Source organism: Sphingomonas radiodurans, assembly GCF_020866845.1.
Classification (GTDB): domain Bacteria; phylum Pseudomonadota; class Alphaproteobacteria; order Sphingomonadales; family Sphingomonadaceae; genus Sphingomonas; species Sphingomonas radiodurans.
This window is the reverse complement of sequence record NZ_CP086594.1, coordinates 1,051,948-1,075,678: the sequence shown is the minus strand read 5'-3', so window position 1 is coordinate 1,075,678 and position 23,731 is coordinate 1,051,948. Positions and strand designations below refer to the sequence as shown.

Genomic DNA, 23,731 nt, shown 5'->3' with positions numbered 1-23,731 from the left:
TCGGCTAAAGGCGCGCGTTCTTATGGCCGACGAAACACCCACCGCGCGCGCCGCCGATCACAAAGATTGGCGCGATACCGTCTTCCTGCCGAAGACTGACTTTCCGATGAAGGCGGGGCTGCCGCAGAAGGAGCCCGCCATTCTCGAGCGCTGGCAGCGGCTGGGGCTGTATCAGCGGCTGCGCGAGCAGCGGGCGGATCGCGGAAAGTTCATCCTCCACGATGGCCCGCCATACGCCAATGGCGACATGCATATCGGCCACGCGCTGAACCATATCCTGAAGGATATGGTGGTGCGCACGCAGACGCTGCTGGGCAAGAATGCGCCGTACGTGCCCGGTTGGGATTGCCACGGCCTGCCGATCGAGTGGAAGGTCGAGGAAGAATATCGCAAGAAGAAGCTGAACAAGGACGAGGTGCCGGCGGCGGAGTTTCGCGCCGAATGCCGTGCGTACGCGCAGGGTTGGGTCGACACGCAGCGCGAGCAATTGAAGCGGCTGGGCATCAACGGAGATTGGGACAAGCCGTATCTGACGATGGACTTCGCGGCCGAGGCGACGATCGTCGCCGAGCTGATGAAGTTTGCCGAGAGCGGCCAGCTGTATCGCGGTGCGAAGCCAGTGATGTGGTCGCCGGTCGAGAAGACCGCGTTGGCCGAGGCCGAGGTGGAGTATGAGGACGTTGTGTCGACGCAGATCGACGTTGCGTTCGAGATCGTCGAGGCGCCGCTCGCGCCCGAGCTGGTCGGCGCGCATGCGGTGATCTGGACCACGACACCGTGGACGATCCCGGTGAACCAGGCTTTGGCTTATGGGCCGGAGGTTGAATATATCCTCGCGCGCTTCGACGACATGGTTGCCGAGCCGCGGACGTTGCTGGTGGCGCGCGATCTGATCGAGAGCTTTGGCGCGCGGATCGGGCATCCGGTGGTGATGAAGATCGGCGATGCGCCGGGCACGGTGACAGCGCTGGCGATGCTGACCGGTGACAAGCTTGCGGGCGCCGTGGCGCGGCATCCGATGCATGAGTTGGGCGGGTTCTTCGCCAAGCCGCGGCCGTTCCTGCCGGGCGAATTCGTTACCACTGATGCCGGCACCGGCCTCGTCCATATGGCGCCGGATCATGGCGAGGACGATTTCGAGCTGTGCAAGGCGAACGGGATCGAGCCGGTGTTCGCAGTGGATGCGGCGGGGATGTATCGCGATGATTGGGCTTGGCTCGGCGGGCAGGGCAGCGTCATCAACAAGAAGTTCGTTGCTGCCGATGGGCCGATCTGTTCGGATCTGCGCGAGGCGGGGGCGCTGGTCGGCGCGAGCGACGACTTCAAGCATTCGTATCCGCATTCGTGGCGGTCCAAGGCGAAGGTGATTTTCCGGTGTACGCCGCAGTGGTTCATTGCGGTGGATAAGCCGATCGCGGGCGGCGTGCTCGCGGACAGCCCCCACCCCAACCCCTCCCCTGAAGGGGAGGGGCTTTCTGAGCCCGACACGCTGCGCAATCGAGCGATTGCGGCGATTGCGGCGACGCGGTTTGTGCCAGAAAAGGGGCGCAATCGCATCGGGGCGATGGTCGATGGGCGGCCGGACTGGGTGATCTCGCGGCAGCGCGCGTGGGGGGTGCCGATCGCATTGTTCGTTGATCGGCGGAGCGGTCAGCCGCTTGTCGATGCCGAGGTGAACGCTCGCATCGTCGCGGCGTTTCGCGAGCAAGGCGTCGATGCGTGGAGCGACGAGGCGGCGGCGACGCTGCTCGGGGAGGAGCGCGATCCGGCCGATTACGAGCGCGTTACCGACATTCTCGACGTGTGGTTCGATTCGGGCTGTACGCATGCCTTTGTGCTCGAAAGTGGGCGCTGGCCCGAGCTGAGCTGGCCGGCGGACCTGTATCTCGAAGGATCGGATCAGCATCGTGGCTGGTTCCAGTCGTCGCTGCTGGAAAGCTGCGGGACGCGCGGGCGGGCGCCGTACGATACGGTGCTGACCCACGGCTTCACGATGGACTCCAAGGGCATGAAAATGTCCAAGTCGCTCGGCAACACGATCAATCCGCTCGATCTGATGCGCGATTACGGCGCGGATATCCTGCGGCTGTGGGCGCTGTCGGTCGACTTCACCGAGGATCACCGCATCGGCAAGGAGATCCTTGCCGGCGTCGCGGACCAGTATCGCAAGCTACGTAACACCTTCCGCTATCTGCTCGGCGCGCTCGACGGGTTCGACGAGGCCGAAAAGCTGCCGGTGGCCGAATGGCCCGAGCTGGAGCGCTATATGCTCTATCTCGTCCATACGCTCGACCAGCAGCTCAAGCGCGCGATCGCCGACTTCGACTTCAACGGCTACGTCCGACTGCTGAGCGACTTCGCGAACGAGGATCTGTCGGCGTTCTTCTTCGATGTGCGCAAGGACTCGCTGTATTGCGATGCGCCGACGGACGTGAAGCGGCGGGCGTATCGCACGATGCTCGACGTGTTGTTCCATGCGCTGGTGCGCTGGGCGGCGCCGGTGCTGGTCTTCACGGCGGAAGAGGTGTGGCAGGCGCGGTTCCCGAGCGAGGATAGCTCGGTGCATTTCCTCGACTGGCCCGAGCTGCCGGCCGAGGCGGGCGAGGACGTCAGCGTGCGTTGGCTGGAAGTCCGCCGCCTTCGCGAGCGCGTGACCGAGGCGATCGAGCCGTTGCGGCGCGAGAAGATCGTGCGGTCGAGCCTAGAGGCCGAGGTGACGGTGACCGAAACGCCGCTGCCGGTGGATGACTTGGCCGAGGCGTTCATCGTGGCGAAGGTGTCGCTGGGCGATGAAGTGTCGGTGGGCCGGACGGATTATCACAAGTGCGGGCGCTGCTGGCGGCTGCTGCCCGAGGTGGTGGAGGACACCGCCTTGTGCGACCGCTGCGCCGCGGTGGTCGCATGAAGCGCGCGGTTCCCGTCACCGGATTTATCATCGCCGTGACGGTGTTCGTGCTCGACCAGCTGACCAAGTGGCTCGTCACCGGGCCGCTCGGGATCAATTTCCTCGGCGCGTCGCGCGAGATCGTGTCGTTCTTCGATCTGCGGTTTGTCCAGAACGTCGGGGTGAGCCTGGGGCTGCTGCGGGCCGAAAGTGACACCGCTCGGTGGGCGCTCGTTGCGATGACGGGTGCGATCGCTGCGGCGGTGACGTGGTGGATGTGGCGCGAGGAACGGCCGGCTGACAAGGCTGCGCTCGGGCTGGTGCTCGGCGGCGCGCTGGGCAATATTCTCGATCGCGCGCGGCTCGGTTACGTGATCGACTTTGCCGATCTGCATTTTGGCGAGTGGCGGCCGTTCCTCGTCTTCAACGTCGCGGATGCGGCGATCACGATCGGCGTGCTCATTCTACTGGTGCGCGCGCTGCTGATCCGCGATAAGCCCGCGCAACAACCGGTGACGGTTTCGGAGAATGTGAATGCGTAAGTTGGTGGTGCTGAGCGCAGCAACAATGCTGCTGGCCGGATGCGCGAGCAGCGGATTCGATCGCGACCGGCCCGACGAGTTCGCGGTGGCGCGTCAGCCATCGCTGATCATCCCGCCCGATTTCGCGCTGGTGCCGCCGACTCCCGGCGCGGCGCGCGTTCAGTCTGCGAGCGGCGCGCAGGCGCAGACGCTGACGGCATTGTTCGGCAGCGCCCAGCGCAGTGCTGGTGAGACCGCGGTGATCCAGGCGGCTGGTGGCGATTCTTCTGATCCCGGCATCCGGACGTCGGCGGGAGATCCCGAAACCAACGTCGTCGACAAGGGCCAGACGACGCGCGACATCATCGCTGCGCCGGAAGGCGACGGGCAGGACGCAAGGGCGACCGCTCCGCAGTGAGCCAAGGTCTCCCGGCTTAGGGTCGCGAAGACAGGTCGCGTGCGGCAGCGAAGCGATCGAGACCGCGCGCAAGATCGGCGATCAGGTCATCGGGATCTTCGAGACCAATCTGCAGCCGGACCAGCGGACCGTCGAACCGCGGCGTCGTCGCGGTGCGATAGCGCTGCGGATCGACCGGCAGTGCCAAGCTCTCGAAGCCGCCCCACGAAAAGCCGATGCCGAAGTGATCGAGGCCATCGATCAGCGCAATGCGCGCCGCGTCGTCGCCACCGGCTAGCACGAACGAGAACAGCCCGCTGGCGCCGATGAAGTCGCGTGCGAACAGGTCGTGGCCCGGGCATGTCGGGAGTGCGGGGTGGAGCACGCGGGCGACCTCAGGGCGGGTTTCGAGCCAGCGAGCGATTTTAAGCGCGCTCGCCTGATGCTGTGCCAGCCGCACCGCCATCGTGCGAAGCCCGCGCGCGCCGAGCCAGGCATCGTCGGGGCTGGCGACCTGGCCGAGTTGCAGGCTCATCTCGCGCAGTGCGCGCCAATGCGACGGCGCCGCGGTGACGCTGCCGAGCATCACGTCCGAATGGCCAACGATATATTTGGTGCAGGCGAGGATCGACAGGTCGACCCCATGTTCGATCGCGCGGAAGTGCAGCGGTGTGGCCCAGGTATTGTCGAGCAAGGCCGTGACGCCGCGGGCCTTTGCCGCGGCCACGATCGCGGGCACGTCCTGCACCTCGAACGTCAGGCTGCCGGGGCTTTCCATCAGGATCGCACGGGTCTTGTCGCCGATCAGTTCGGCAATGCCGGCGCCGACCAGTGGGTCGTAGAAGCGGGTGGTGATCCCGAAGCGTTTGAGCAGCCCGGTCGCCATCGATCGGGTGGGATCATAGGCGGAGTCGACGAGCAGCAGTTCGTCGCCGGGCGACAGCACCGACAGCAGCGCGGCGGCGATGGCGGCGACGCCCGAGGGATAGAGGAAGGTCGCTTCGGCGCCGGGCTCGAGCTCGGTCAGCGCCTCGGCGAGGCTCCATTGCGTTGGGCCGCCGCGTCGACCGTAGAACAGCCGGTGATGCGTATCTCGCCCGCCAGCAGTGCGCAGCTCCGCGACCGAATTGTAAAGATGGGTCGAGGCGCGCCACACCGGCGGATTGACGATCCCCTGTGTCCATTCGGGCCGACGACCAGCCGACACCACGCGGGTGGCATCAGCGATCGGGCGGGCAGGCCCGTCCTGATCAGAGCTCAAGCGCCGGTTTCCTTGGGGGTGGTCGGGTCAGCGCCCCATTCGGACCAGCTGCCGTCGTAGACCGGGACTTCACGGCCAAGGAGGTGCGCGGCAAAGGCGATCACGGAGGCCGTGACACCGGACCCGCAAGTAGCGACGATCGGTCGATCGAGATCGATGCCCGCATCGGTGAATACCGCGCTCAGGTCCGCGTCGCGCTTCCACGTGCCGTCGGGGTGGAAGAAGCGGGCATACGGCAGGTTCGAGGCGCCCGGGATGTGGCCGGGCACGATATCCGGGCGCGGCTCGGGCTCGGTACCCGCGAAGCGGCTGGGCGATCGAGCATCGACGATCTGATCGGTCGCGGTGGTGAGGTTCGCTTTCATGTACGCGAGATCGCGGATCCCAGCACCTTGCGTACGCGCCGTGATGTGCCGCGGCTTTGGCGTCCTCGGTTCGCTTGCGAGTGGGCGGCCTTCGGCGCGCCATTTGGCGAGCCCGCCGTCGAGCAGCGCTACGTCGGTCACCCCGAAGCTGCGCAGCATCGCCCAGGCGCGCGCTGCCGTGCGAAGTGGTGAATCATCGTAGAGGATGATCCGCGTCCCGTCGCCGAGGCCAAGGCGGGCCATGCGGCTGGCGAACTTCTCGGGCGGGGGCAGCATCATGGGGACGTCGGATGCGGTGTCGGCGATCTCGGCTAGATCGAGGAACACTGCGCCGGGAATGTGCGCCAGCGCGTGTTCGGCAGCGGCGTCGCGCTGCTCGTTCGGCAGGAACCAGCTGCAATCTGCGATCCGCAGATCGCGTGCGTCGAGCTCGTCGGCGAGCCATTGCGTTGTGACCAGTGCGTCCATTTCGCTCTCATAGCGGGTGCGGCCGGCTTGTCGAAGCCGGCGTTGCGGCCGGGTGCGGCTAGCGTGATCGCCAGCACGACCCTATCTGGCGAGAATGACGCTTCACCTCGGCCAACATTCTTCGCTGCCAGCCACGCCCGACGAGGCGGTGCTCGATTATGTGCCCAATCCACGGCCGGGCCGCGACTATCTGGTGCGCTTCGTCGCGCCGGAATTCACGTCGCTATGCCCGGTGACGGGACAGCCGGATTTCGCGCATATCGTCATCGATTATGTGCCCGGCGCGACCATCGTTGAGTCGAAATCGCTCAAGCTATTCCTGGGTAGCTTCCGCAACCATGCGGCGTTTCACGAGGATTGCACCGTTGGCATCGGCGTGCGACTGGTCGCGGAGATGGCGCCGGTGTGGCTGCGGATCGGCGGCTATTGGTACCCGCGCGGCGGCATCCCAATCGATGTTTTCTGGCAGACGGGTGCAGCACCAGTAGGTGTTTGGGTGCCCGATCAGGGTGTGCCGTCCTACCGCGGGCGTGGTTGATCGGGATTGTTGATGCGCATTCCTGCGTGGTGTTGGAGACGCAACTAACTTGGGTTTTGCTCGTTATGTTGCTGAATGTCTTGTGAACAAGGCATTTGTAGCAGTGAAGGCATCAGAGGATGGAACAGTCGATCGCACTGAATAACGTTACGCGTATTGCCCTGATCGGCAATTTTCTGCCGCGCAAATGTGGGCTCGCGACGTTCACGACCGACACGTTCAATGCTCTGACCGATCGCTACCCCGACCTGAAGGTCGATGTATATGCGATGGACGATCATCCCGGCCGGTATGATTACCCAGCCGCTGTGACGGGCACAATTCCCCAAGACGATCGCTTGGCTTATCTCGATACGGCGCGGAAAATTGAAACCTCGGGCGCGCAGGCGATCTGGGTGCAGCACGAATATGGCATCTATGGCGGCGCGGCAGGCGAGCATATTCTCGCGCTGCTCGATCGGACAACCTTGCCGCTGATCGTGACGCTTCATACGATCCTGGAAAAACCCAGCGCGGACGAGCGTGCGGTTATGGAAGGTTTGCTTCGCCGCGCTGCGAAAGTCGTGGTGATGGCCGAGCGTGGTCGCGAGATCCTGACCCGAATTTACGGCGCCAATCCGCGCTCGATCGTCAACATTCCGCATGGCGTGCCGGACCGTGTTTTTGCGGACCCCCAAGTGTTCAAGCCCCGCTTCGGCTGGGAGGGACGCAAGGTAATCCTGACCTTCGGTTTGCTCGCGCCTGGCAAGGGCATCGAGACCGTGATCGAGGCATTGCCGGGGGTCGTAGCTCAGCATCCCGACGCGATGTATGTCGTACTAGGTGCGACTCATCCTAATCTAGTGGCGCATGAGGGCGAGAAGTATCGCGACAGCCTGAAGGCATTGGCGCGCGAGAAGGGTGTCGCGGGCAACCTGTCCTTCATCGATGCCTTCGTCGAGCAAGACGATCTGATCGACTATCTTCAGGCCGCTGACATCTACGTCACGCCGTATCTCAATCCGGCGCAGATCACGAGCGGGACGCTGTCGTATGCGGTAGGGGTCGGGAAGGCGGTTATTTCGACGCCGTATGTCCATGCGACCGAGATCCTCGCCGACGGCCATGGTGTGTTGGTCGATTTCCGCGACTCAGCCGCGTTCACGCGCGAGATCAATGATTTGCTTGGCAGTGAGCGCAATCGCTCACGGCTGTCGTCGCGTGCCTACGCTCGGGGTCGCACGATGACTTGGTCACGGGTTGCGGAGCGAGCCATGGCCGAAATCGAACTTATCGTCAGCGCAAAACCCAAACGGATCGCCGCTGCCTCGGTGATCAAGCCGATGGCGCCCGACATCGCGGCGGTCGAGCGGATGAGCGACGCGACGGGCATGTTGCAGCATTCGATCTATTCGGTGCCCGATCGTCGCCATGGCTATTGTATCGACGACAATGCCCGCGCGCTGATCCTGATGTCGGCGATCGACGATCTTGACGAGGTGGTTCGCGACAAGTGGACGACGATCTACGCATCGTTCGTGCAATATGCTTGGAATCCGGACCAGCGCCGCTTCCGCAACTTCATGAACTTCGATCGCACGTGGTGCGAGGACGTTGGTTCGGAAGATTCGAACGGGCGGACGCTGTGGGCGCTTGGCGTTACGGCTCGCGACGCACGATCGCGCAAGCATCGCGACTGGGCGACGATGATGTTCGACATGACGGCGAGCCTGGCATTTGAGTTGGGCAGCCCTCGCGCGCAGTCGTTTGCGATGATGGGCGCCGCGGCGATGCTCGAGGTTACGCCCGGGCATCAATTGGCGCGATCGATCCTTGAGCGTTTCCCGGACCAGCATTTAGCCTTGCTGTGCGCCGCACGGCGGCCGGACTGGACATGGTTCGAGGTGGTGCTGGCGTACGACAACGCCCGCTTGCCCGAGGCGCTGATCCGCGCCGGTATGGCGATTGGTCGGCAGGATGTGATCGAGTGCGGCCTCGAAACGCTGGCCTGGGTGTTGAGCAAGCAGAAGAGCCCGGACGGGCGTTTTCGCGCGATTGGTTCGGAGAGCTTCAGTAGAATCTATTCCGAGCCGCTGCCGTTCGATCAGCAACCGCTCGAAGCGCAAGCGACGATTGACGCCTGTTGCGCCGCTTACGCTGCGACGGGCGACGATGTTTGGCGCGAGGAAGCGATGCGTGCCTATGGTTGGTATCTTGGGCACAACGAGCTCGACCTGCCGCTGGCGACGGCGCAGGACGGCGGCTGTTTCGACGGGTTGATGCCGACGGGGCTCAATCGCAACCAGGGTGCGGAGTCGATTTTGGCACTGCAATTGTCGAGCTGCGCGATTTCGGGGCTTTCAAAAACCTCCAAAGGCGTGGCAGGAACTGGGCGCGCCGTCGCGTAAGCCCCGCTTGCCTCGGCGTGTGACGTGTGGACGCCAACGCGAGGCAGCTTTCCTTGGACTTGTTCAATCACCAGCTTCGGCTGTACGCCGACCCTTCGCGCGTGGTGGTGCGGCCTTTTCATATCGCCTGGTCGGCCATGAATGGCCAGGGGCAGCGCCGAGCGGCACGAATGGTCGAGGAAGTGCTCGCCATGTCGCCGGTGCAGGCGAGCGAGCAATTAGCCGCAGTGCTCAAGGACTTCGAGGCGCGGCATTGGCAGACGCGGCGCGTGTTCATGACGCGGTACGAAGAGATCGCCGGGCAGCACGGGCTGGACGACGTGGATATCGGCGATGAGAAGCGGCAGCTGATCGGCGCCTATTTCTGCCACGAATACAGCTATGCCGCCGCCGCGCTGATGAACCCGAGCGTAGTGCCGCACCATGACCAGTCAGGGATGCCGGAGGGCTCGCAGCGTATCCTGATGAGCCTACGCGCGGTGGGGGAGGGGCATATCTCGTCCGTCGCGTTTCGCGAGGGCATCATAACGAATGAGAATCAGCTGAAGCTTGCGCCAGAGCCACCGTTCGCGACCGCTGCCGACGCGCCGGCGATAGACGGTGACGAAACGCCGAGCGGCCCGATCACGGTGCATCGCCACCGCGATTCGACGCTGTCTGGCACAGTGATTTTTCCGATCACCGAAGCGCAGTCGAAGGGGCTTGAGGATCTGCGCCTGGTGCATTTCACGCACGATGACTGCGCGGTCGAATGGCTCGGCACCTATACCGCGTATAACGGCGCGAAGATTCAATCCGAATTGCTGCGTACGCGCGATTTCCGTGCGTTCGATCTGGTGCCGATGACGGGCACGGCGGCACGCAACAAGGGCATCGCCCTATTCCCGCGCAAGGTGGGCGGCGACTATCTGTCGATCGGGCGGCAGGATGGTGAGAACCTTTATCTGCTGCGGTCAGATCGGCTCGATCATTGGGACGACGGCGAGCTGATCCTGACTCCGGTGCATCCGTGGGAGCTGGTGCAGATCGGCAATTGCGGGCCGCCGATCGAGATCGACGAAGGCTGGCTGCTGCTGACGCATGGCGTTGGTGCAATGCGGAAATATTCGATTGGCGCGGCGCTGCTCGACAAGAACGATCCCTCGAAGGTGCTGGGCCGAACGAAGGAGCCGATCCTTGCCGCCGCCGATCAGGACCGCGAGGGCTATGTGCCCAACGTGGTCTACACCTGCGGCGCGATGCGGCACGGCGACAAATTGTTCATGCCGTATGGCATCGCGGACAGCTCGGTCGGGTTCGCTTTTGTCGAGATCAAGAAGTTGCTCGAGCGGATGTGAGCGCGGCGGCGCGGGTGCCGCGGTAGAGCCAGCCAATCAGCCCGAGGAACAGGATCGTCCCGCCGATCAGGGCTACCGGTGCGAAGCCGTCGCCGACGACCGCCAGCGGCGCATTGGTGCCTGACGCGGCGACGATGCCGGCGAAGGCGACACCCCACAGGCTCTCGCCGACGATCATGCCGGTAGCAGTCAGCGTGCCCATGCGGCGCGCCAGCTCGGGGTCGGAGGTTCGATCCGACCAGCGATCATAGGCTGCACCGACGAGCGCGCCGAGCACGACGGGCAGGATCACGGCCATCGGCAGATAGATGGCGATGCCGATTGCGAGTGGTGGCAAGCGCATCCGCCCAGCGCGGCCGAGCACTTCGTCGAGCGCGATGAAGATCACCCCGGCGAGCGCGCTCCAGCGCAGCATCGTCCAGTTGAGGTCGCCGCCGAGCACGCCCTTCGCTAACGACGATATAAGCCCCGCTTGCGGCGCAGCTAGTGCGTTCGGCCCGGCGCCGGGCGTACCGGCGAAGCCGAAGGCGGTGTTGAGCAGATCGAGTACTGGAGGCACCACGATCGAACCGAAGATCACGCCGATCACCAGCGCGACCTGCTGCTTCCACGGGGTCGCGCCCACGAGCTGACCGGTCTTGAGATCCTGCAGATTGTCGTTGGCAATCGTCGCGATGCCGAAGACGAGACCGGTTACGATCAGCGCGTATGCAACAAGTGCGGCGGTGGTGTCCGGCGGCAGATCGCGCCCGAACAGGCCGACCAGTAGGAGCGACGCGGCGATGACCGCCAGGATGCCGATACCCGAGACGGGCGAGTTGGACGCACCGATCAGGCCGGCCATATAGCCGGTGACAGTCGCGATCATTAGCCCGATCACGACGACGAACACGAGCGCACCGGCGACGAGGATCGCGGCCGAACCGGCGATCGGTCCGACGCTGGCGATACTCCACATCAGCCATCCGATCGGCACCAGCAGCGCGGCCGAAATGCCGGCAACGACGCCGATCGGCAGATCCTGTTCCTCGAGCGCGAGCGCCTCACCGGCATGGCGGGCGCGGCTCGATGCGAGCGCGGAGGTAACGCCGCCGATCACCGGGCGCGCGATCCGCAGGAGCGTCCAAACCGCGGCGACGCCGATCACACCGGCGCCGAAGAAGCGCACGTCCTGTCGGAAGATCGTGCTCGCCCACGTCTCGACCTCACCCGGCATCGGCTGCGCCGCGGTGAGGATCGGCAGCAGGATGAACCAGGCGGTGATCAGCCCGACAAGCTGCGCCAGACCGACCGACAGACCGACCAGATGGCCGACACCGAACAGCGCGAACGACAGCCCGCCGGAAAGGCCGGTCGCGCCGCTGCCGACGCGAAACCAGGTCGAGGCCTCGGCTGCGGCGAGCCTCATCTGCGTGAGGATCGCAAAGCCCGCGGAGGCGAGGCTGCCCGCGACGAGTAGGCGCAGCCCCGCCGCGCTCTCGGCGGCGCCCTCGCGCGAGCCGGAGCCGACCTGGAGCACTTCGGCGGCGGCGCGGCCTTCGGGATACGGAAGGTCGCTGTCGACCACCAACGCACGGCGCAGCGGCACCGAAAACATGACGCCGAGCACGCCGCCGAGCCCGGTTATTCCGGCGGTGAGGAGGAACGGGAAGCCCTGCCACCAGCCGATGATCACCAACCCAGGGAGCACGAAGATGATCGCGGCCAGCGTGCCGGCTGCACTCGCGATGGTCTGGACGATGTTGTTTTCGAGGATCGTCGAGTCACTGAAATTCCGCAGGATCGCCATCGAGATCACCGCGGCTGGGATCGACGTCGCGAAGGTCAGCCCGACCTTGAGGCCGAGGTATACGTTCGCGGCGGTGAACAGCAGCGTGATGATCCCGCCGAGCAGCACGCCGCGCAGCGTGAGTTCGGCGATCGGCTTCGTCGTGGCGGTCATGATCCCTAGGTGTTGCAGAATATTGCCGGCGCGCAAGCGGGGATCCAGTTGGCGCAATCCACCATAATGTAGCCGACTATTCGGTGTGCCGGGGAGGCGTCCTGACGGTATCCTTCGTCAAACTACTGAAAAATAGAGGTAAAGAGGCTTGGCATAGATACTGCACAGGTAGCTGCATCAGGCAGCATTATCTGCTGCATAGCCGGAGCCAAGACGATGACGACCGCAACCAAGCCGCTTGCCGCCCCCAAGGACAATTTGCTCGGCATCTGCAATGCGCTGGGCGAGGACTTCGGGTTCAATCCGCTTTGGCTGCGGCTTGTGCTCGGCACGGCGTTTGTGATTCAGCCGGTAGGCGTCGTGATCGGCTATCTGGCGCTTGGGCTCGTCGTTCTCGTGTCGCGGCTCGCTTTTCCGAACGCCCGGGCACGCAAGCATGAAGAGCCGGTGATCGCTCTGCCGGCATCGCAGGCGGCCGTGGAGCAGGACGACGGCATGATCTACGCGAAGGCCGCATAAAAAACGCCCGGCGACCCTTTTTAAGAAGTCGCCGGGCAGTCACCCGTGAAGATCACGGGCTTGGGTCGCGGTGACCTGATGATCGCAACAGGACGGGCCCGCATCCCCCGAAAGGGTGAGATTCGTCGTTATTCCTCCGAAACGGCTTGATCGCCGCGGTCGACACGTGTCGATCAAGCCCTTAGTCGCGAGCGGCGCGATGATTTGGGGACGGTGATGGCGGACGCATTGCGGGTGGCACTGGCGGGGCTGGGGACGGTCGGCGGGGGGGTGATCCGCGTTCTGGACACTAATCGCGAGCTGATCACGCGGCGCGCCGGCCGGCCAATCGAGCTCGTCGCCGTCTCCGCGCGCGATCGCAGCAAGGATCGCGGTGTCGATATCAATCGGTTCGAATGGGTCGACGACACGAGTGCGCTCGCGCGCTGCGATGCTGATGTAGTGGTCGAGCTGGTTGGCGGCGCCGATGGGCCGGCGCTGGCGCTCGCGCGGGCGACGCTGGCAGCGGGCAAGGGACTGGTGACGGCAAACAAGGCGATGTTGGCGCACCACGGGTTCGAGCTTGCGACCGCGGCTGAGGCCGCGCGTGCGCCGCTGAAGTTTGAAGCGGCGGTCGCTGGCGGCATTCCGGTGATCAAGGGGCTGCGCGAGGGCGCCGCCGCGAATGTGATCGCGCGCGTCTACGGCATCCTGAATGGGACGTGCAATTTCATCCTGAGCAAGATGGAGGCGGAGGGGCGCGACTTCGCTGACGTTCTGGCCGAGGCGCAGGCGCTTGGATTTGCCGAAAGCGATCCCTCGTTCGACATCGATGGGATCGACGCGGCGCATAAATTGTCGATCCTGTCGTCGATCGCGTTCGGGACGAAGCCGGCGTTCGGTTCGGTGGCGGCGAGCGGCATCCGCCACGTGATTGCCGCAGACATCGCGGAGGCGGCGGCGCTTGGCTATCGCGTGCGGCTTGTCGGGATTGCGGAGGCTGGCGCGAGCGGGCTGTTCCAGCGCGTCCATGCCCATCTGGTGCCGCAAGATCATCCGCTGGCTCATGTCACCGGATCGACCAATGCAGTTGTCGCGGAAGGCAATTTCGTTGGTCGACTGTTGTTTCAGGGTGCGGGCGCTGGGGACGGCCCGACCGCTAGCGCTGTCGTCGCCGACCTGATTGACATTGCGCGCGGTGAATTCGGGCCGCCATATGCAATGCCGGCCGCTGCGCTGTCTGACGCGCCAGCCGCAACTGCCGGCGAGCGACGTGGACGGGCATATTTGCGATTCACTGTTGCCGATCGTGTCGGCGTGCTGGCAGAGATCGCCGCGGCGATGCGCGACGCTAATGTCTCGATCGAAAGCCTGATCCAGCGCGGCGCTGCGGCCGATGGCACCGCACTGGTGGCGATCGTTACGCACGAAGCGCCGGAGGCGAATGTTGCGGCCGCGTTGGAGCGGTTGCGTGGGTCGCAGAGCCTCGCGGGCGAACCGCTTTGGATGCACATCCTCGATTGACGGTAATTGCGAGGCTCAGACTTGAAGAGCGAGCGCCATGCCGATCGGCATGGCTACTCGTGGATCACGGATTAAGAGCGACCTCGTCGGTATCGCCGAGGTTATCATCGTCGCTGATCGTGCCGTCGTCGAACTCGTCCTGAACGACGTCCTCGTCGGTATCGTCCTCATCTTGCAGGGCGTCATCATCCGCCGCGGCAACTTCACCGTCGATCATCTGCAGATCGTCTTCTTCCTCCTCGGAGTCGTCGACATCGATGTCGGGCTCGAGATCGGTGATGATCGTGCCGTCACTCGGGCCATCTCGCGTCGCTTCGAGGATCTCCGCGCGCTGGCTCTCGTCATAGCCGTCCTCGTCGAACCCGTCGTCGCCTGAACCGTGGCTCGTTACCTGATGACCGCCCATGATCGTTTCTCCTTTTGGCGAAGGAATGAACGGACCTGCACGCACGCGGTTCCGGGATCAGCGCGCTATCCGGCCGTGCTGAAGAGCCGGCCACGCTCGGTGACTGCCGCAGCGACGAGTGCCACAATCCCGGCCGCAAGGAAGCCGATCGTCAAAGGCGCCGTGGTGCCGTCGAACGACTGGCCGATGACCATGCCGAGCGTGGAGCCGACCGTAAGCGACAGGAACCCCTGGACGCTCGACGCAGTGCCGGCGATATGGCCCATCCGCTCCATCGCGAGCGACGAGAAGTTGGAGGTGGAGAGCGCGAAGCAGGCAAGCGTCAGCGCCTGCACGATGCCAAAGGTCCACAGCGTCTCGTGTCCCGAGAGGACCAGCACGAGATGGGCCGTGCTGAGCACCAGCAGCGCTGCGACGGCGCCATGCCCCATCCGTCGCGTGCCCAATCGCATCACGACGCGCGAGTTGACGAGATTTGCTACCGCCATCGTCGCGGCTGTCGTCGCGAAGACGACGATCAGCAGCCTCGGTTGCCCGAACGTGTCGGACATGACCTGCTCGATCGATCCGAGATAACCGTAGAGCGCACCAGTCAGCCCGGCGGCGGCGATCGTATAGCCGAGCGAGAGCCGGTCGCCGAGCGCCTCGCGCCAGCCGGCGATGATCGGACCGGGGCGGATCGGGCGGCGATCCTCGGGGTGCTGCGTTTCGGGCAGGCGGAGCGCGATCCAGATGGCGAGTAGGATCGCGGCACCGCCGATGACCCAGAAGATCGTCCGCCAGTCGCCGACCAACAGGATGCCCGCGCCGAGCGCTGGCGCGGCGACGGGCACCGCCATGAACACCATGAAGGCGAGCGACATGATCCGCGCCATCGACCGGCCGGAATAACAATCGCGCACCATCGCGACCGTCGCGACGCGCGATCCGGCGACGCACGCGCCGCCGAGGAAGCGGGCGGCGAGCAGCAGCGGGAAGCTCTGCGCTACCGCGGCGAGCACGTTCGCGGCGGCATATAGCAGGAGTACGACGAGCAGCGGGCGACGACGCCCGAACCGGTCGGTGATCGGCCCATGGATGAGCTGCGCAACGCCGAAGCCGACGCCGAAGACGGTGATGACATATTGCCGATCGTTGGCGTTCTCGACGGCGAGCGTGCGGCCGATGTCCGGCAAGGCGGGCAGCATCGTATCGATGCCAAGCGCGGCCATCGCCATCAGCGAAGCGACGAGCGCGATGAATTCGCGTCGGTGGATCGGGGCGCCGCGATCGACTGCTGGGGAATGGGGAAGCGACATTGCCGCCCCCGTAGAGAGCAAGCCGGCGCAAGTCAGCCCGCTTGCCACGATCGATGATCAGGATTAGTGTGTTAGCATCATAACACGGAGGCGAAGATGCGATCGATGGTTTTCCCGCTCGTGGCGGCTTTGCTCGCACTGACTGGTTGCGGCAGCACAGACGGCGACGGCACGTCGGTTTCGATCGACGCCGGCAATGGCGCGGCGCGGGTCGACGGCGGGACCGGGGAGGTGACGCTGGATACGCCGCTGATCAAGGGCTCGCTGAAGCTGCCGAAGTTCAATCTGACCGCGGACAATTTCGAGATCGGCGGCGTCCATCTGTTTCCCGGCACCAAAATCAACACAATGAACGTCAATGCGCGCGGTGAAGGCGAGGGCGTGGTGCGGGTGGCGTTCGACAGCCCGGCGACCGCCGCGACGGTGCGCGACTGGCTGCGTGGCGAATTCGAGAAGCAAGGGACGAAGGTCGAGGTTCAGGGCGATACGCTTCGTGGCACGAGCGATGGCGAGAATTTCCTGATCGACCTGAAGCCCGCAGGGGAACGTGCGAAGGGGACCGTCACGATCGGCTGAGCTGCGACCGAGGGTGGCGGCACTTGCTGTGCGCGCCTATGTGACTGCCTTCGGATTCATCGACGAAGGCGTTCAGGATGCTTGATTCTCCATTGGCGCAAGTGCCGACGTTCAGCCTGGCCGATGAGGGCCACGATCCTGCGCGGTTCGCAGCAGACCTTGGCGGCTCGTTCCGCCGCTTCGGTTTTGCGGTAGTGGCCGATCACGGCATTCCGTCCGATCTGATCGCGCGCGCCTGGGCGGCGACGGAAGCGCTGTTTGCTCTGCCCGATGCCGAGAAGCGCGACTATTTCGTCGAGGGTGCGGGCGGTGCCCGCGGCTACACGCCGTTCAAGACCGAGATCGCGAAGGACGCTAAGCACGTTGATCTGAAGGAATTCTGGCACGTCGGGCGCGAATTGCCTGCGGGTCATCGCTATTCGGCAATGATGGCGCCGAACATCTGGCCGACGCGCCCAGCGGCCTTCAAGGACGTGTTCACCGAGCTATTTTCAGCGTTTGACACGGCGGGCGACCGTCTGCTGTCAGCGATTGCGCGGCATCTGGGGCTCGCACCGGACTGGTTCGATCCGGCGGTGAAGGACGGCAACTCAGTGCTGCGGCTGCTGCATTATCCGCCGATCCCAGCTGATGCGGAAGGGGTGCGTGCCGACGCGCATGAGGACATCAATCTAATCACGCTGCTGCTGGGCGCGGAGGAGGCTGGGCTGGAGCTGCTCGACCGCGATTCCGGCAAGTGGCTCGCGATCAAGCCGCCGGAGGGGGCGATGGTCGTCAACGTCGGTGATATGCTGCAGCGGCTGACCAATCACGTGCTGCCGTCGACCACGCATCGTGTCGTCAACCCGCCGCCCGAGCGGCGCGGGCATTCACGCTATTCAATGCCGTTCTTCTTGCACCCAGCGCCCGATTTTCTGATCGAGACGCTGCCGCAGACGATCACGTCGGACAATCCCAACCGCTATCATACGCCGATCACGGCGCATGATTATCTCCACGAGCGGCTAGTGGAGATCGGGCTGATCAAAAGCTGAGTTTACGGCTCGCGAGGAACCTACTCAGATCCTTCGTCGTGGCGGCGTTCGCGGCGGCGGTGAGTTGCGCGTCGCTGCGCGGTGCCGGGGTATCGCCCGAATAGGCGATGTCGGTTATCTCAACCGTCGCACCCATCTCCGTGGCGGCGAACAGTTTCTTGGCGAAGCTCGCGGGCACACGGATGCAGCCGTGCGACGCGGGGAAGCCGGGGTTGCGGCCAGCGTGGATCGCCACGCCGTCCCACGTCAGGCGCTGCATGAACGGCATCGGCGCGTCGTCGTAAAGATTTGAACGATGCATTTCCTTCTTCTGCAGGATCGTGAAGATGCCGACGGGAGTGTCGTTGCCTTCCTTGCCGGTCGAAACCGTCGACACGGCCACCAGCCGCTCGCCGCGGTAAACATACGCCTTCTGATCGGGAATGCTGATCAGAATGCTGACTGGGCCCGCCGCGGCATCTTCTTCCCATAGGTATTTGCCCGGGGCGAGGCTGGCAGCGGCTTCGACGAGTGCGACGCTGCTGGTGACGCTCTCCGCCAAAGCAGGTGTGGAAGTGAAAGCGACTATTCCGAAAACAGCCGGAAGCAAGGCGCGAATCATGCGCATAGTGAAACCCCTTGATCGATGTTCCAGCCGCGTTGTCAGGCGGTTAGGAGGCACAACGTACTAACCTGGATTTGGTGCCATCTGCGATGAAGTGCGCTGTTTCCACGGCCGGCTAAGCAAGGCCTGCGCCAATCAGGCATAAAGAGCGAGGATTGTTCACGGCTTAGCTGGTACACGATGCTCAGCGAACACGGGGACAGCGGGATCGATGGTAATGGTGAGTGATGCGGCGCCGACCCGGCGTGGTTTGTTGAAGACGGCGGGTGCGCTGGCAGGCGCGATGGCTCTCCCTGAGGCGGTTTCTGCAGCGATGCGTGCGACCGAGCGCAAGCAAACGCCCCTGTCAGCATCGGCACTGGCTCCCGTCCGTCCGACGCCGCGTGTCGTGCCGAGCTCGCCGCGAGTCGTTTCACCGCAATTGATGCGCAAGGCGCTTGCTGCGATCGAACGTCACGGCAACCGCGTCGCGCACCGCGACCGGATGGTGATCGCTGACTTTTCGGCGCCGTCGGCACAGCCGCGGTTCCACTTCATCGATCTGGTCAGCGGCAAGAGCGTGTCCAAGCTGGTCGCGCACGGCAGCGGCTCCGATCCCGCACACAGCGGTTATGTCCAGCGCTTCTCGAACCAAGATGGGTCGAACGCGTCGTCCGAGGGGGCCTTCCTCGCATCAGAATACTATGTCGGCAAGCATGGCCGGTCGCAGCGGCTGATCGGGCTCGATCCGACGAACAACAATGCGTTGTCGCGCGCGATCGTGGTTCACGGTGCGTGGTATTCCAACCCGGAGATGCTGCGTACGCACGGCCGGCTCGGCCGCAGCCAAGGATGTTTCGCGGTCGGCGAGCGCGAGCTGGCCGAGGTGTTCGACCGGCTCGGTCAGGGCCGGATGATCTACGCCGCCAAGGTCTGACGACGGCGAACGGCGCGCGCGCGACCGATCAGCCGCGCCCATATCAGTTGCTCGATCCCTGCGTGACCAAGGCCGAGGTGCGGCGGCCGCACGCGGATCGCGTCGCGTAAGGAGATCGTGCCCGCACGTAGCGAGGCACGCGACACGTCCGCCCAGCGCCGCGCGGTGGCCCAGCGCACCAGCCGCAGATCGGCTTCGTTCCATGGCTGTTCGGCGAGGAAAGCGGCTTGGAGACGGCAGAGGACATCGCCGAGGCGAGCAAGCGTGTCGCGATCGGGCACTGGCTGGCGGTGCATCAGATGCTCGACAACAAGCGTCGCCGCCCGCTCGGCGTCGTCCTGGAGGATGGGCTCGTACGCCGCGGCGAGCACGCGGCGGGCGTTGCCGAGCATAATGGCCTCGTAGCGCTGCGACGCGCCGCCGGCGTGGCGGCGATAGGCTAGCAACGGCTCGTCGAGCCGCGCGATCGCACCATGGGCGGACAGCCGATGATAAAGGTCGAAATCCTCGGCGTAGAGGATGTCGGGGCGGGTGAACGGATCCAGCCGCCGGGCGGCGTCCGCACGCAGCATCACCGACGACCAGACGAAGGGATTCTCGATGCGGATCAGCCAGCGCAGCAGCGCGGGCGTCGTATGCGCGACGTGCGGCGAGGGCAGGAGACGCGCGCCTTCGAGCACTTCGGTCGCGCTGGCGACGAGCACCGTTTCGGGGTTCGCATCGAGATAGGCGACCTGGCGCGCGAACCGTTCGGGCAGGCATAGATCGTCCTGGTCGAGCGCGGCGATGTAACGCCCGCGCGCTTTGGCGAAGGCACGGTTGCGCGCGCGGACCGGGCCGCCGTTGGATTCGAGCGCGATCGTGCGCAGCCGCTGGTCCGGCCAGGCCGCGAGCACCTCTCGCGTATTGTCGGTAGAACAATCGTCGACGACGATTATTTCGAAGTCGGTGAACGTCTGGCGTTGAAGGGATGCGAGCGTCGCCGGAAGAAGATCGGCGCCATTGTACGCCGCCATGATGACGCTGATCGCGGGCGTGCCGGTCACGCCGCCGCCCGGTTCCGCTGCGCCAGAAGCTGATCGACGATCATCATGCCAACGTCGTTCTGCCATAGCCACAGCCCGTTCGCCTGGCCGACGAAGCTCGCCTCGCCGCCAAGCTTGCCGTGTGGCACAAAGCCGGCCGCGAGGCCGATGCCGAAGAGGCCGGGGATCGGCGCACCGGCCGCGTCGCGGACGCGGCATGCGTCGTCCACCATCGGGGCGCCGTGATGCGCGGCGAGCGGCAGCGTCGCGCCGTCCGCCTGTTCGAGCGGCAGCACGCGGGGGCGATAGCCGAGCGCGGCGATGACGAGATCGGCGCGTTCGAGGATCGCGCGGGCATCGACGTCGTCATCCCCGGTGACGCGGTGCAGCGCGACGCGGGGGTCTGGCTCGCGGCCGTCGATCGCGAGCATTCGGAGCACGAGGTCACGCGCCTCCAGCCGGAAGCCGGCGAGACGGTAGACGAAGCCGGACACCGGACAGATGTCGTCCGGGCCGAAATCGGTGAAGCCCTCGGCGTGGGCGGCCGCGACCGAGTGATAGAAAGGGCGGAGTGAGCGGCGGTGGAGAAGCGTGATTGCGCGGGCACCGAAGGGCAGCGCGGGACGGCCCCGCAGCAGCAGGGCGACGGTCGTCAGCGCGCTCGTGGAGCCGCCGATTACTGCGACTCGTGGTGCGCGTTTGCCGGCCAGCAGGTCCGCGACCATTTCAAAGCCGCCGCGCGAGAGCACCGAATCCGATTGAACCAGGCGATCCGCCGCGAGATCGACGAGTGGCGCACCTGCGACGCGTTGTGCCACTAGCCGGTCGAGCGGCTGGTGGCCGCCGGTGGCGATGACGAGGTTGCGCGCGGTGCGCTCGGTTTCGCGGTGCGTCGCGACGTCGCGCAGGCGGACGCGCCAAAGGCCTTCGTGCTGGCGAGCGGAGACCGCTTCCTGCCCGGTGAGCACCGCGCCGCCGTTGGCGGTGATCGTCATGTGCAGTCGATCGCCGATCGCGCGCAGCAACGGACCAACTTCGGCGAGCGGCACGCCGAGCGAGGCGCGGTGCCGCGCCACCGCCAGCGCCGCGGGATGATCGGCGAGCGCGGCGATTGCCGGGTCGGCATTGCCTTCGATCGCGGTGAGGAAGGTCTGCGCGGTGGAATCCGAGGTGATCGAATAGCGGCCAAGCTGCCCGCCGCCGATCGCTGCGTCGCGCTCGACGATCACGAGTCCGCGCGCCAGATCGGGCAGCAGCCCGTGGCGACTGGCGGCGGTGAGCATCGCGGTGCCGGCAGGTCCGCCGCCGACGATGAGCGTTTCCGCCGCGGGCGGTGCGGCATACGTCGCGCTCCGCGTTGGGCGGGCGACCGCGCGATCGAGCGTTTCGACGACGCGCACGACATCCTCGACCGTCATCGTATCGGACAGCGGCAGCGACAGGAGCCGACCGCCGACCATGTCCGCGACCGGGGTCGGCTCGATCTGCGCGACGCCACGGACCCACGGCTGTTCGCCGAGATGCGGGCTGAAATATTTGCCGGCGCCGATCCCTTCGCGCTCCAGCCGCGCGATGATCGCGTCCCGCTCGTGGGTCCGTTCGGACGGCAGCAGCAGCGGGAAGAAGCCGAGTGCCTGGCGGCCGGCACGCTGCGGCTGGATCGCGTAGCGCCCGCCGAGTGCCTGCCGATAGGCCGTCGCTAGCTGGTCGCGGTGCCGCGCGACGCGGGCGAAATCGTCCAGTCGCGCCTGCGCGACGACCGCCATCGCTTCGGGAAGCTTGGCGTTCAGGCCGGGCAGCGTCGCGGTGCGGGGTGCGGTGAAGCCAAAATTCGCCATCGCACGTAGCCGCTCGATTCGATCGGCGTCGGCGCAGTGGATGAGGCCACCTTCGGCCGTTGCGAACGGCTTGGTTGCTTGCATCGAGAACACGACGGGGAAGGGCGCGCCCGCGCCAAAGCCGACCCCGGCCGCGTCGGTCGTGCCGAGTGAGGCGGCAGCGTCGATCACCACCGCAACGCCGTGGCGGCGCGATAGCCAGCGATAGCGATCGAGATCGATGCCGTAGCCGAACGTGGCGTACGGCACGACGGCGGCGATCTGCGCGCCGTAGCGCGTGAGCAGCGTCTCTTCTTCGTCCGCCGCGGCGGCCCAGTCTTCGGGATCGATATCGCAGACGAGCGGCGTCAGGCCGGCCCACCACGCTGCCTGCGCGGTCGCGGCGAAGGTCATTGCTGGCATCAGGGCGAAGCGGCCGGCGGGACCGTCGCTCACCGCATCGCGCAGCGCGATCATTAGCCCGAGGGTAGCATTGGCGACCGCTAGGCAAGCGCCGCGCCCGCCGAACAGGCGCCGAGTCGCATCCGCCTCGAACGCGCGGAGTTCCGGGCCGTTGTTGCTGAAGATGCCCGACGCTTCGACGCGCGCGAGCGCCTCGACGATCGTCGTCAGGCGTGGCGGGTGCGGGGCTATGAGCGGCAGGCGCTTCATCTGGCGGACGGTCCTTTCGGCCGCCGCTTTGGGGCGATCTAGGCTAAGATCCGGTTACTCGCCTGTCATATTCGACGAGTTCATAGGCGATCGAGGCCTCGACCAGCGCATCCCAGAGCTGCCCAATCGCGGCTTCCGGCAGGCCGGCCGCCGCGGCGTGGGTGCGGGCGTTGGCGATCACCTGTGCCTTGCGCGCTTCGTCGCGGACGTGGCCGCGTTCGGGCTTGATGCGCGCTGCGGCATCCATGTAATCGAAGCGGCGGCGGAGCAGCGCGATCAGTTCGCGATCGACGTTGTCGACCCCGGCGCGCACCTCGGCCATGGTTGTGCATTGTGGTCCGGGAAGGATCGTCATGCGCCGGGCCTTGGCGATGCATCGTGCGGCTGTCCAGCTTGACTTGGCGTGCCCGGCCGCCTAGGCGCGCCGCTTCGCGATTGCCCCTGCACCCCGGTGAAGCAGGTGGCCCGACCGCATTTTCGCGGCCGGTGCGAGACCGGGAACGCCCCGCCTCCTACGCATCGTAGGAACTGGTCTTCGGACCGGGATGGCGGACCTGAACGTCGATAGCATATCGAAGGAATATTGAATGTCGAAGCGCCATAGCGCCAAGCACAAGCTCGACCGCCGTCTTGGCGAGAATATCTGGGGCCGGCCGAAGAGCCCGGTCAACAAGCGTGAATATGGCCCCGGCCAGCACGGCCAGCGCCGTAAGGGCAAGGTCTCCGACTTCGGCATCCAGCTGCGCGCGAAGCAGAAGCTGAAGGGCTATTACGGCGATGTGACCGAGAAGCAGTTCCGCCAGTGCTATGACGAGGCGGCTCGGATGAAGGGCGATACCTCGCAGAACCTGATTGGCCTGCTCGAGCGCCGCCTCGACATGATCGTCTACCGCGCGAAGTTCACGCCGACGATCTTCTCGGCCCGCCAGCTCGTCAGCCATGGCCACGTTTACGTCAATGGCGTGAAGTGCAACGTCGCCTCGCGCCGCTGCGCGGTGAACGACGAGATCACGATCGGCACGAAGGCGCAGCAGATGGCGCTGGTGCTCGAAGCGCAGACGCTCGCCGAGCGCGACGTGCCGGAATATGTCGCGCAGGACGGCACCGCCAAGGTGACCTTCATTCGCGTGCCGACGCTGGACGAGGTTCCTTATCCGGTGAAGATGGAGCCGAACCTGGTGGTCGAGTTCTACAGCCGCTGATCCGACGGATCAGCTCCACGAGACAAGAAGGACGGTCCCAATCGGGGCCGCCCTTTTCG

The 23,731-nt window shown here is 65.4% G+C and carries 21 protein-coding genes; 12 read left to right on the top strand and 9 right to left on the bottom strand.

The window, feature by feature from the left end; translation table 11 throughout:
- The first annotated feature begins 22 nt into the window (after positions 1-22).
- From ileS to LLW23_RS05210, 3 genes are read left to right on the top strand one after another with little or no spacing between them, the layout of a single operon-like run.
- Positions 23-2,905 carry an isoleucine--tRNA ligase gene (ileS, locus tag LLW23_RS05220; RefSeq protein ID WP_228947719.1) on the top strand — a complete coding sequence of 961 codons (2,883 nt, stop codon included), beginning with the start codon at positions 23-25 and terminating at the stop codon, positions 2,903-2,905.
- Positions 2,902-3,426: a signal peptidase II gene (gene lspA / locus LLW23_RS05215; protein ID WP_228947718.1), complete on the top strand. Its 525-nt coding sequence runs from the start codon at positions 2,902-2,904 to the stop codon at positions 3,424-3,426. The genes ileS and lspA overlap by 4 nt, the downstream gene beginning before the upstream one ends.
- Positions 3,419-3,823 (top strand): DUF3035 domain-containing protein, encoded by a 405-nt coding sequence (locus tag LLW23_RS05210; RefSeq protein ID WP_228947717.1) that lies wholly within the window; start codon positions 3,419-3,421, stop codon positions 3,821-3,823. Before lspA ends, LLW23_RS05210 begins: the two co-directional genes overlap by 8 nt.
- A gap of 16 nt (positions 3,824-3,839) precedes the next feature.
- On the opposite strand, the gene metC is transcribed toward LLW23_RS05210, so the two are convergent.
- Together metC and LLW23_RS05200 are read right to left on the bottom strand one after the other, a co-directional pair.
- Positions 3,840-5,063, bottom strand: coding sequence for a cystathionine beta-lyase (gene metC / locus LLW23_RS05205; RefSeq protein ID WP_228947716.1), 1,224 nt, complete (start codon positions 5,061-5,063; stop codon positions 3,840-3,842).
- Complete coding sequence (locus LLW23_RS05200; protein WP_228947715.1) at positions 5,060-5,896, bottom strand: sulfurtransferase; 837 nt, start codon at positions 5,894-5,896, stop codon at positions 5,060-5,062. Before LLW23_RS05200 ends, metC begins: the two co-directional genes overlap by 4 nt.
- 94 nt (positions 5,897-5,990) lie before the next feature.
- Here LLW23_RS05200 and queF point away from each other — a divergent pair, with 94 nt between their 5' ends.
- The 3 genes from queF (at position 5,991) to LLW23_RS05185 (ending at position 10,158) form a co-directional block, all read left to right on the top strand.
- On the top strand, positions 5,991-6,434 hold the full coding sequence (gene queF, locus LLW23_RS05195; RefSeq protein WP_228947714.1) for a preQ(1) synthase: 444 nt from the start codon (positions 5,991-5,993) through the stop codon (positions 6,432-6,434).
- Positions 6,435-6,553: 119 nt separating this feature from the next.
- Positions 6,554-8,821 carry a glycosyltransferase family 4 protein gene (locus tag LLW23_RS05190; RefSeq protein ID WP_228947713.1) on the top strand — a complete coding sequence of 756 codons (2,268 nt, stop codon included), beginning with the start codon at positions 6,554-6,556 and terminating at the stop codon, positions 8,819-8,821.
- Between the two features lie 53 nt (positions 8,822-8,874).
- Positions 8,875-10,158: a glycoside hydrolase family 130 protein gene (locus tag LLW23_RS05185; protein WP_228947712.1), complete on the top strand. Its 1,284-nt coding sequence runs from the start codon at positions 8,875-8,877 to the stop codon at positions 10,156-10,158.
- Here the strand turns inward: LLW23_RS05185 and LLW23_RS05180 are convergent.
- Positions 10,133-12,100, bottom strand: a complete 1,968-nt coding sequence (locus tag LLW23_RS05180; protein WP_228947711.1) for an OPT family oligopeptide transporter — start codon at positions 12,098-12,100, stop codon at positions 10,133-10,135. The genes LLW23_RS05185 and LLW23_RS05180 overlap by 26 nt on opposite strands.
- 216 nt (positions 12,101-12,316) lie before the next feature.
- Here LLW23_RS05180 and LLW23_RS05175 point away from each other — a divergent pair, with 216 nt between their 5' ends.
- A complete protein-coding gene (locus LLW23_RS05175) occupies positions 12,317-12,619 on the top strand; it encodes a PspC domain-containing protein (RefSeq protein WP_228947710.1) in 303 nt (100 codons plus the stop codon).
- Positions 12,620-12,835: 216 nt separating this feature from the next.
- Positions 12,836-14,122 (top strand): homoserine dehydrogenase, encoded by a 1,287-nt coding sequence (locus LLW23_RS05170; RefSeq protein WP_228947709.1) that lies wholly within the window; start codon positions 12,836-12,838, stop codon positions 14,120-14,122.
- A 64-nt stretch (positions 14,123-14,186) separates the two neighbouring features.
- Here the strand turns inward: LLW23_RS05170 and LLW23_RS05165 are convergent, their stop codons facing one another.
- Both LLW23_RS05165 and LLW23_RS05160 read right to left on the bottom strand, forming a co-directional pair.
- The gene (locus LLW23_RS05165) at positions 14,187-14,528 is read right to left on the bottom strand and encodes a DNA primase (RefSeq protein WP_228947708.1); all 342 of its coding nucleotides are present in this window, start codon (positions 14,526-14,528) and stop codon (positions 14,187-14,189) included.
- Positions 14,529-14,593: 65 nt separating this feature from the next.
- Positions 14,594-15,826: a multidrug effflux MFS transporter gene (locus tag LLW23_RS05160; protein ID WP_228947707.1), complete on the bottom strand. Its 1,233-nt coding sequence runs from the start codon at positions 15,824-15,826 to the stop codon at positions 14,594-14,596.
- Between the two features lie 96 nt (positions 15,827-15,922).
- Here LLW23_RS05160 and LLW23_RS05155 point away from each other — a divergent pair, with 96 nt between their 5' ends.
- Complete coding sequence (locus LLW23_RS05155; protein WP_228947706.1) at positions 15,923-16,402, top strand: hypothetical protein; 480 nt, start codon at positions 15,923-15,925, stop codon at positions 16,400-16,402.
- A 77-nt stretch (positions 16,403-16,479) separates the two neighbouring features.
- The gene (locus tag LLW23_RS05150; RefSeq protein ID WP_228947705.1) at positions 16,480-17,436 is read left to right on the top strand and encodes an isopenicillin N synthase family dioxygenase; all 957 of its coding nucleotides are present in this window, start codon (positions 16,480-16,482) and stop codon (positions 17,434-17,436) included.
- On the opposite strand, the gene LLW23_RS05145 is transcribed toward LLW23_RS05150, so the two are convergent.
- Positions 17,426-18,043 (bottom strand): L,D-transpeptidase family protein, encoded by a 618-nt coding sequence (locus LLW23_RS05145; protein ID WP_228947704.1) that lies wholly within the window; start codon positions 18,041-18,043, stop codon positions 17,426-17,428. The two genes, LLW23_RS05150 and LLW23_RS05145, sit on opposite strands and share 11 nt — an antisense overlap.
- 214 nt (positions 18,044-18,257) lie before the next feature.
- Between LLW23_RS05145 and LLW23_RS05140 the strand changes: the two genes are divergently transcribed.
- Positions 18,258-18,956 carry a murein L,D-transpeptidase catalytic domain family protein gene (locus LLW23_RS05140; RefSeq protein WP_456299978.1) on the top strand — a complete coding sequence of 233 codons (699 nt, stop codon included), beginning with the start codon at positions 18,258-18,260 and terminating at the stop codon, positions 18,954-18,956.
- On the opposite strand, the gene LLW23_RS05135 is transcribed toward LLW23_RS05140, so the two are convergent.
- From LLW23_RS05135 to LLW23_RS05125, 3 genes are read right to left on the bottom strand one after another with little or no spacing between them, the layout of a single operon-like run.
- The gene (locus tag LLW23_RS05135; protein ID WP_228947702.1) at positions 18,938-20,002 is read right to left on the bottom strand and encodes a glycosyltransferase family 2 protein; all 1,065 of its coding nucleotides are present in this window, start codon (positions 20,000-20,002) and stop codon (positions 18,938-18,940) included. The genes LLW23_RS05140 and LLW23_RS05135 overlap by 19 nt on opposite strands.
- Entirely contained in the window at positions 19,999-22,470 is a 2,472-nt protein-coding gene (locus tag LLW23_RS05130) for a DegT/DnrJ/EryC1/StrS family aminotransferase (RefSeq protein ID WP_228947701.1), read from the bottom strand. Before LLW23_RS05130 ends, LLW23_RS05135 begins: the two co-directional genes overlap by 4 nt.
- Positions 22,471-22,513: 43 nt before the next feature.
- Complete coding sequence (locus tag LLW23_RS05125; protein WP_228947700.1) at positions 22,514-22,825, bottom strand: chorismate mutase; 312 nt, start codon at positions 22,823-22,825, stop codon at positions 22,514-22,516.
- Positions 22,826-23,057: 232 nt separating this feature from the next.
- On the opposite strand from LLW23_RS05125, the gene rpsD reads away from it, so the two are divergent.
- Positions 23,058-23,672: a 30S ribosomal protein S4 gene (rpsD, locus tag LLW23_RS05120; RefSeq protein ID WP_228947699.1), complete on the top strand. Its 615-nt coding sequence runs from the start codon at positions 23,058-23,060 to the stop codon at positions 23,670-23,672.
- The last annotated feature ends 59 nt before the right edge of the window (positions 23,673-23,731 follow it).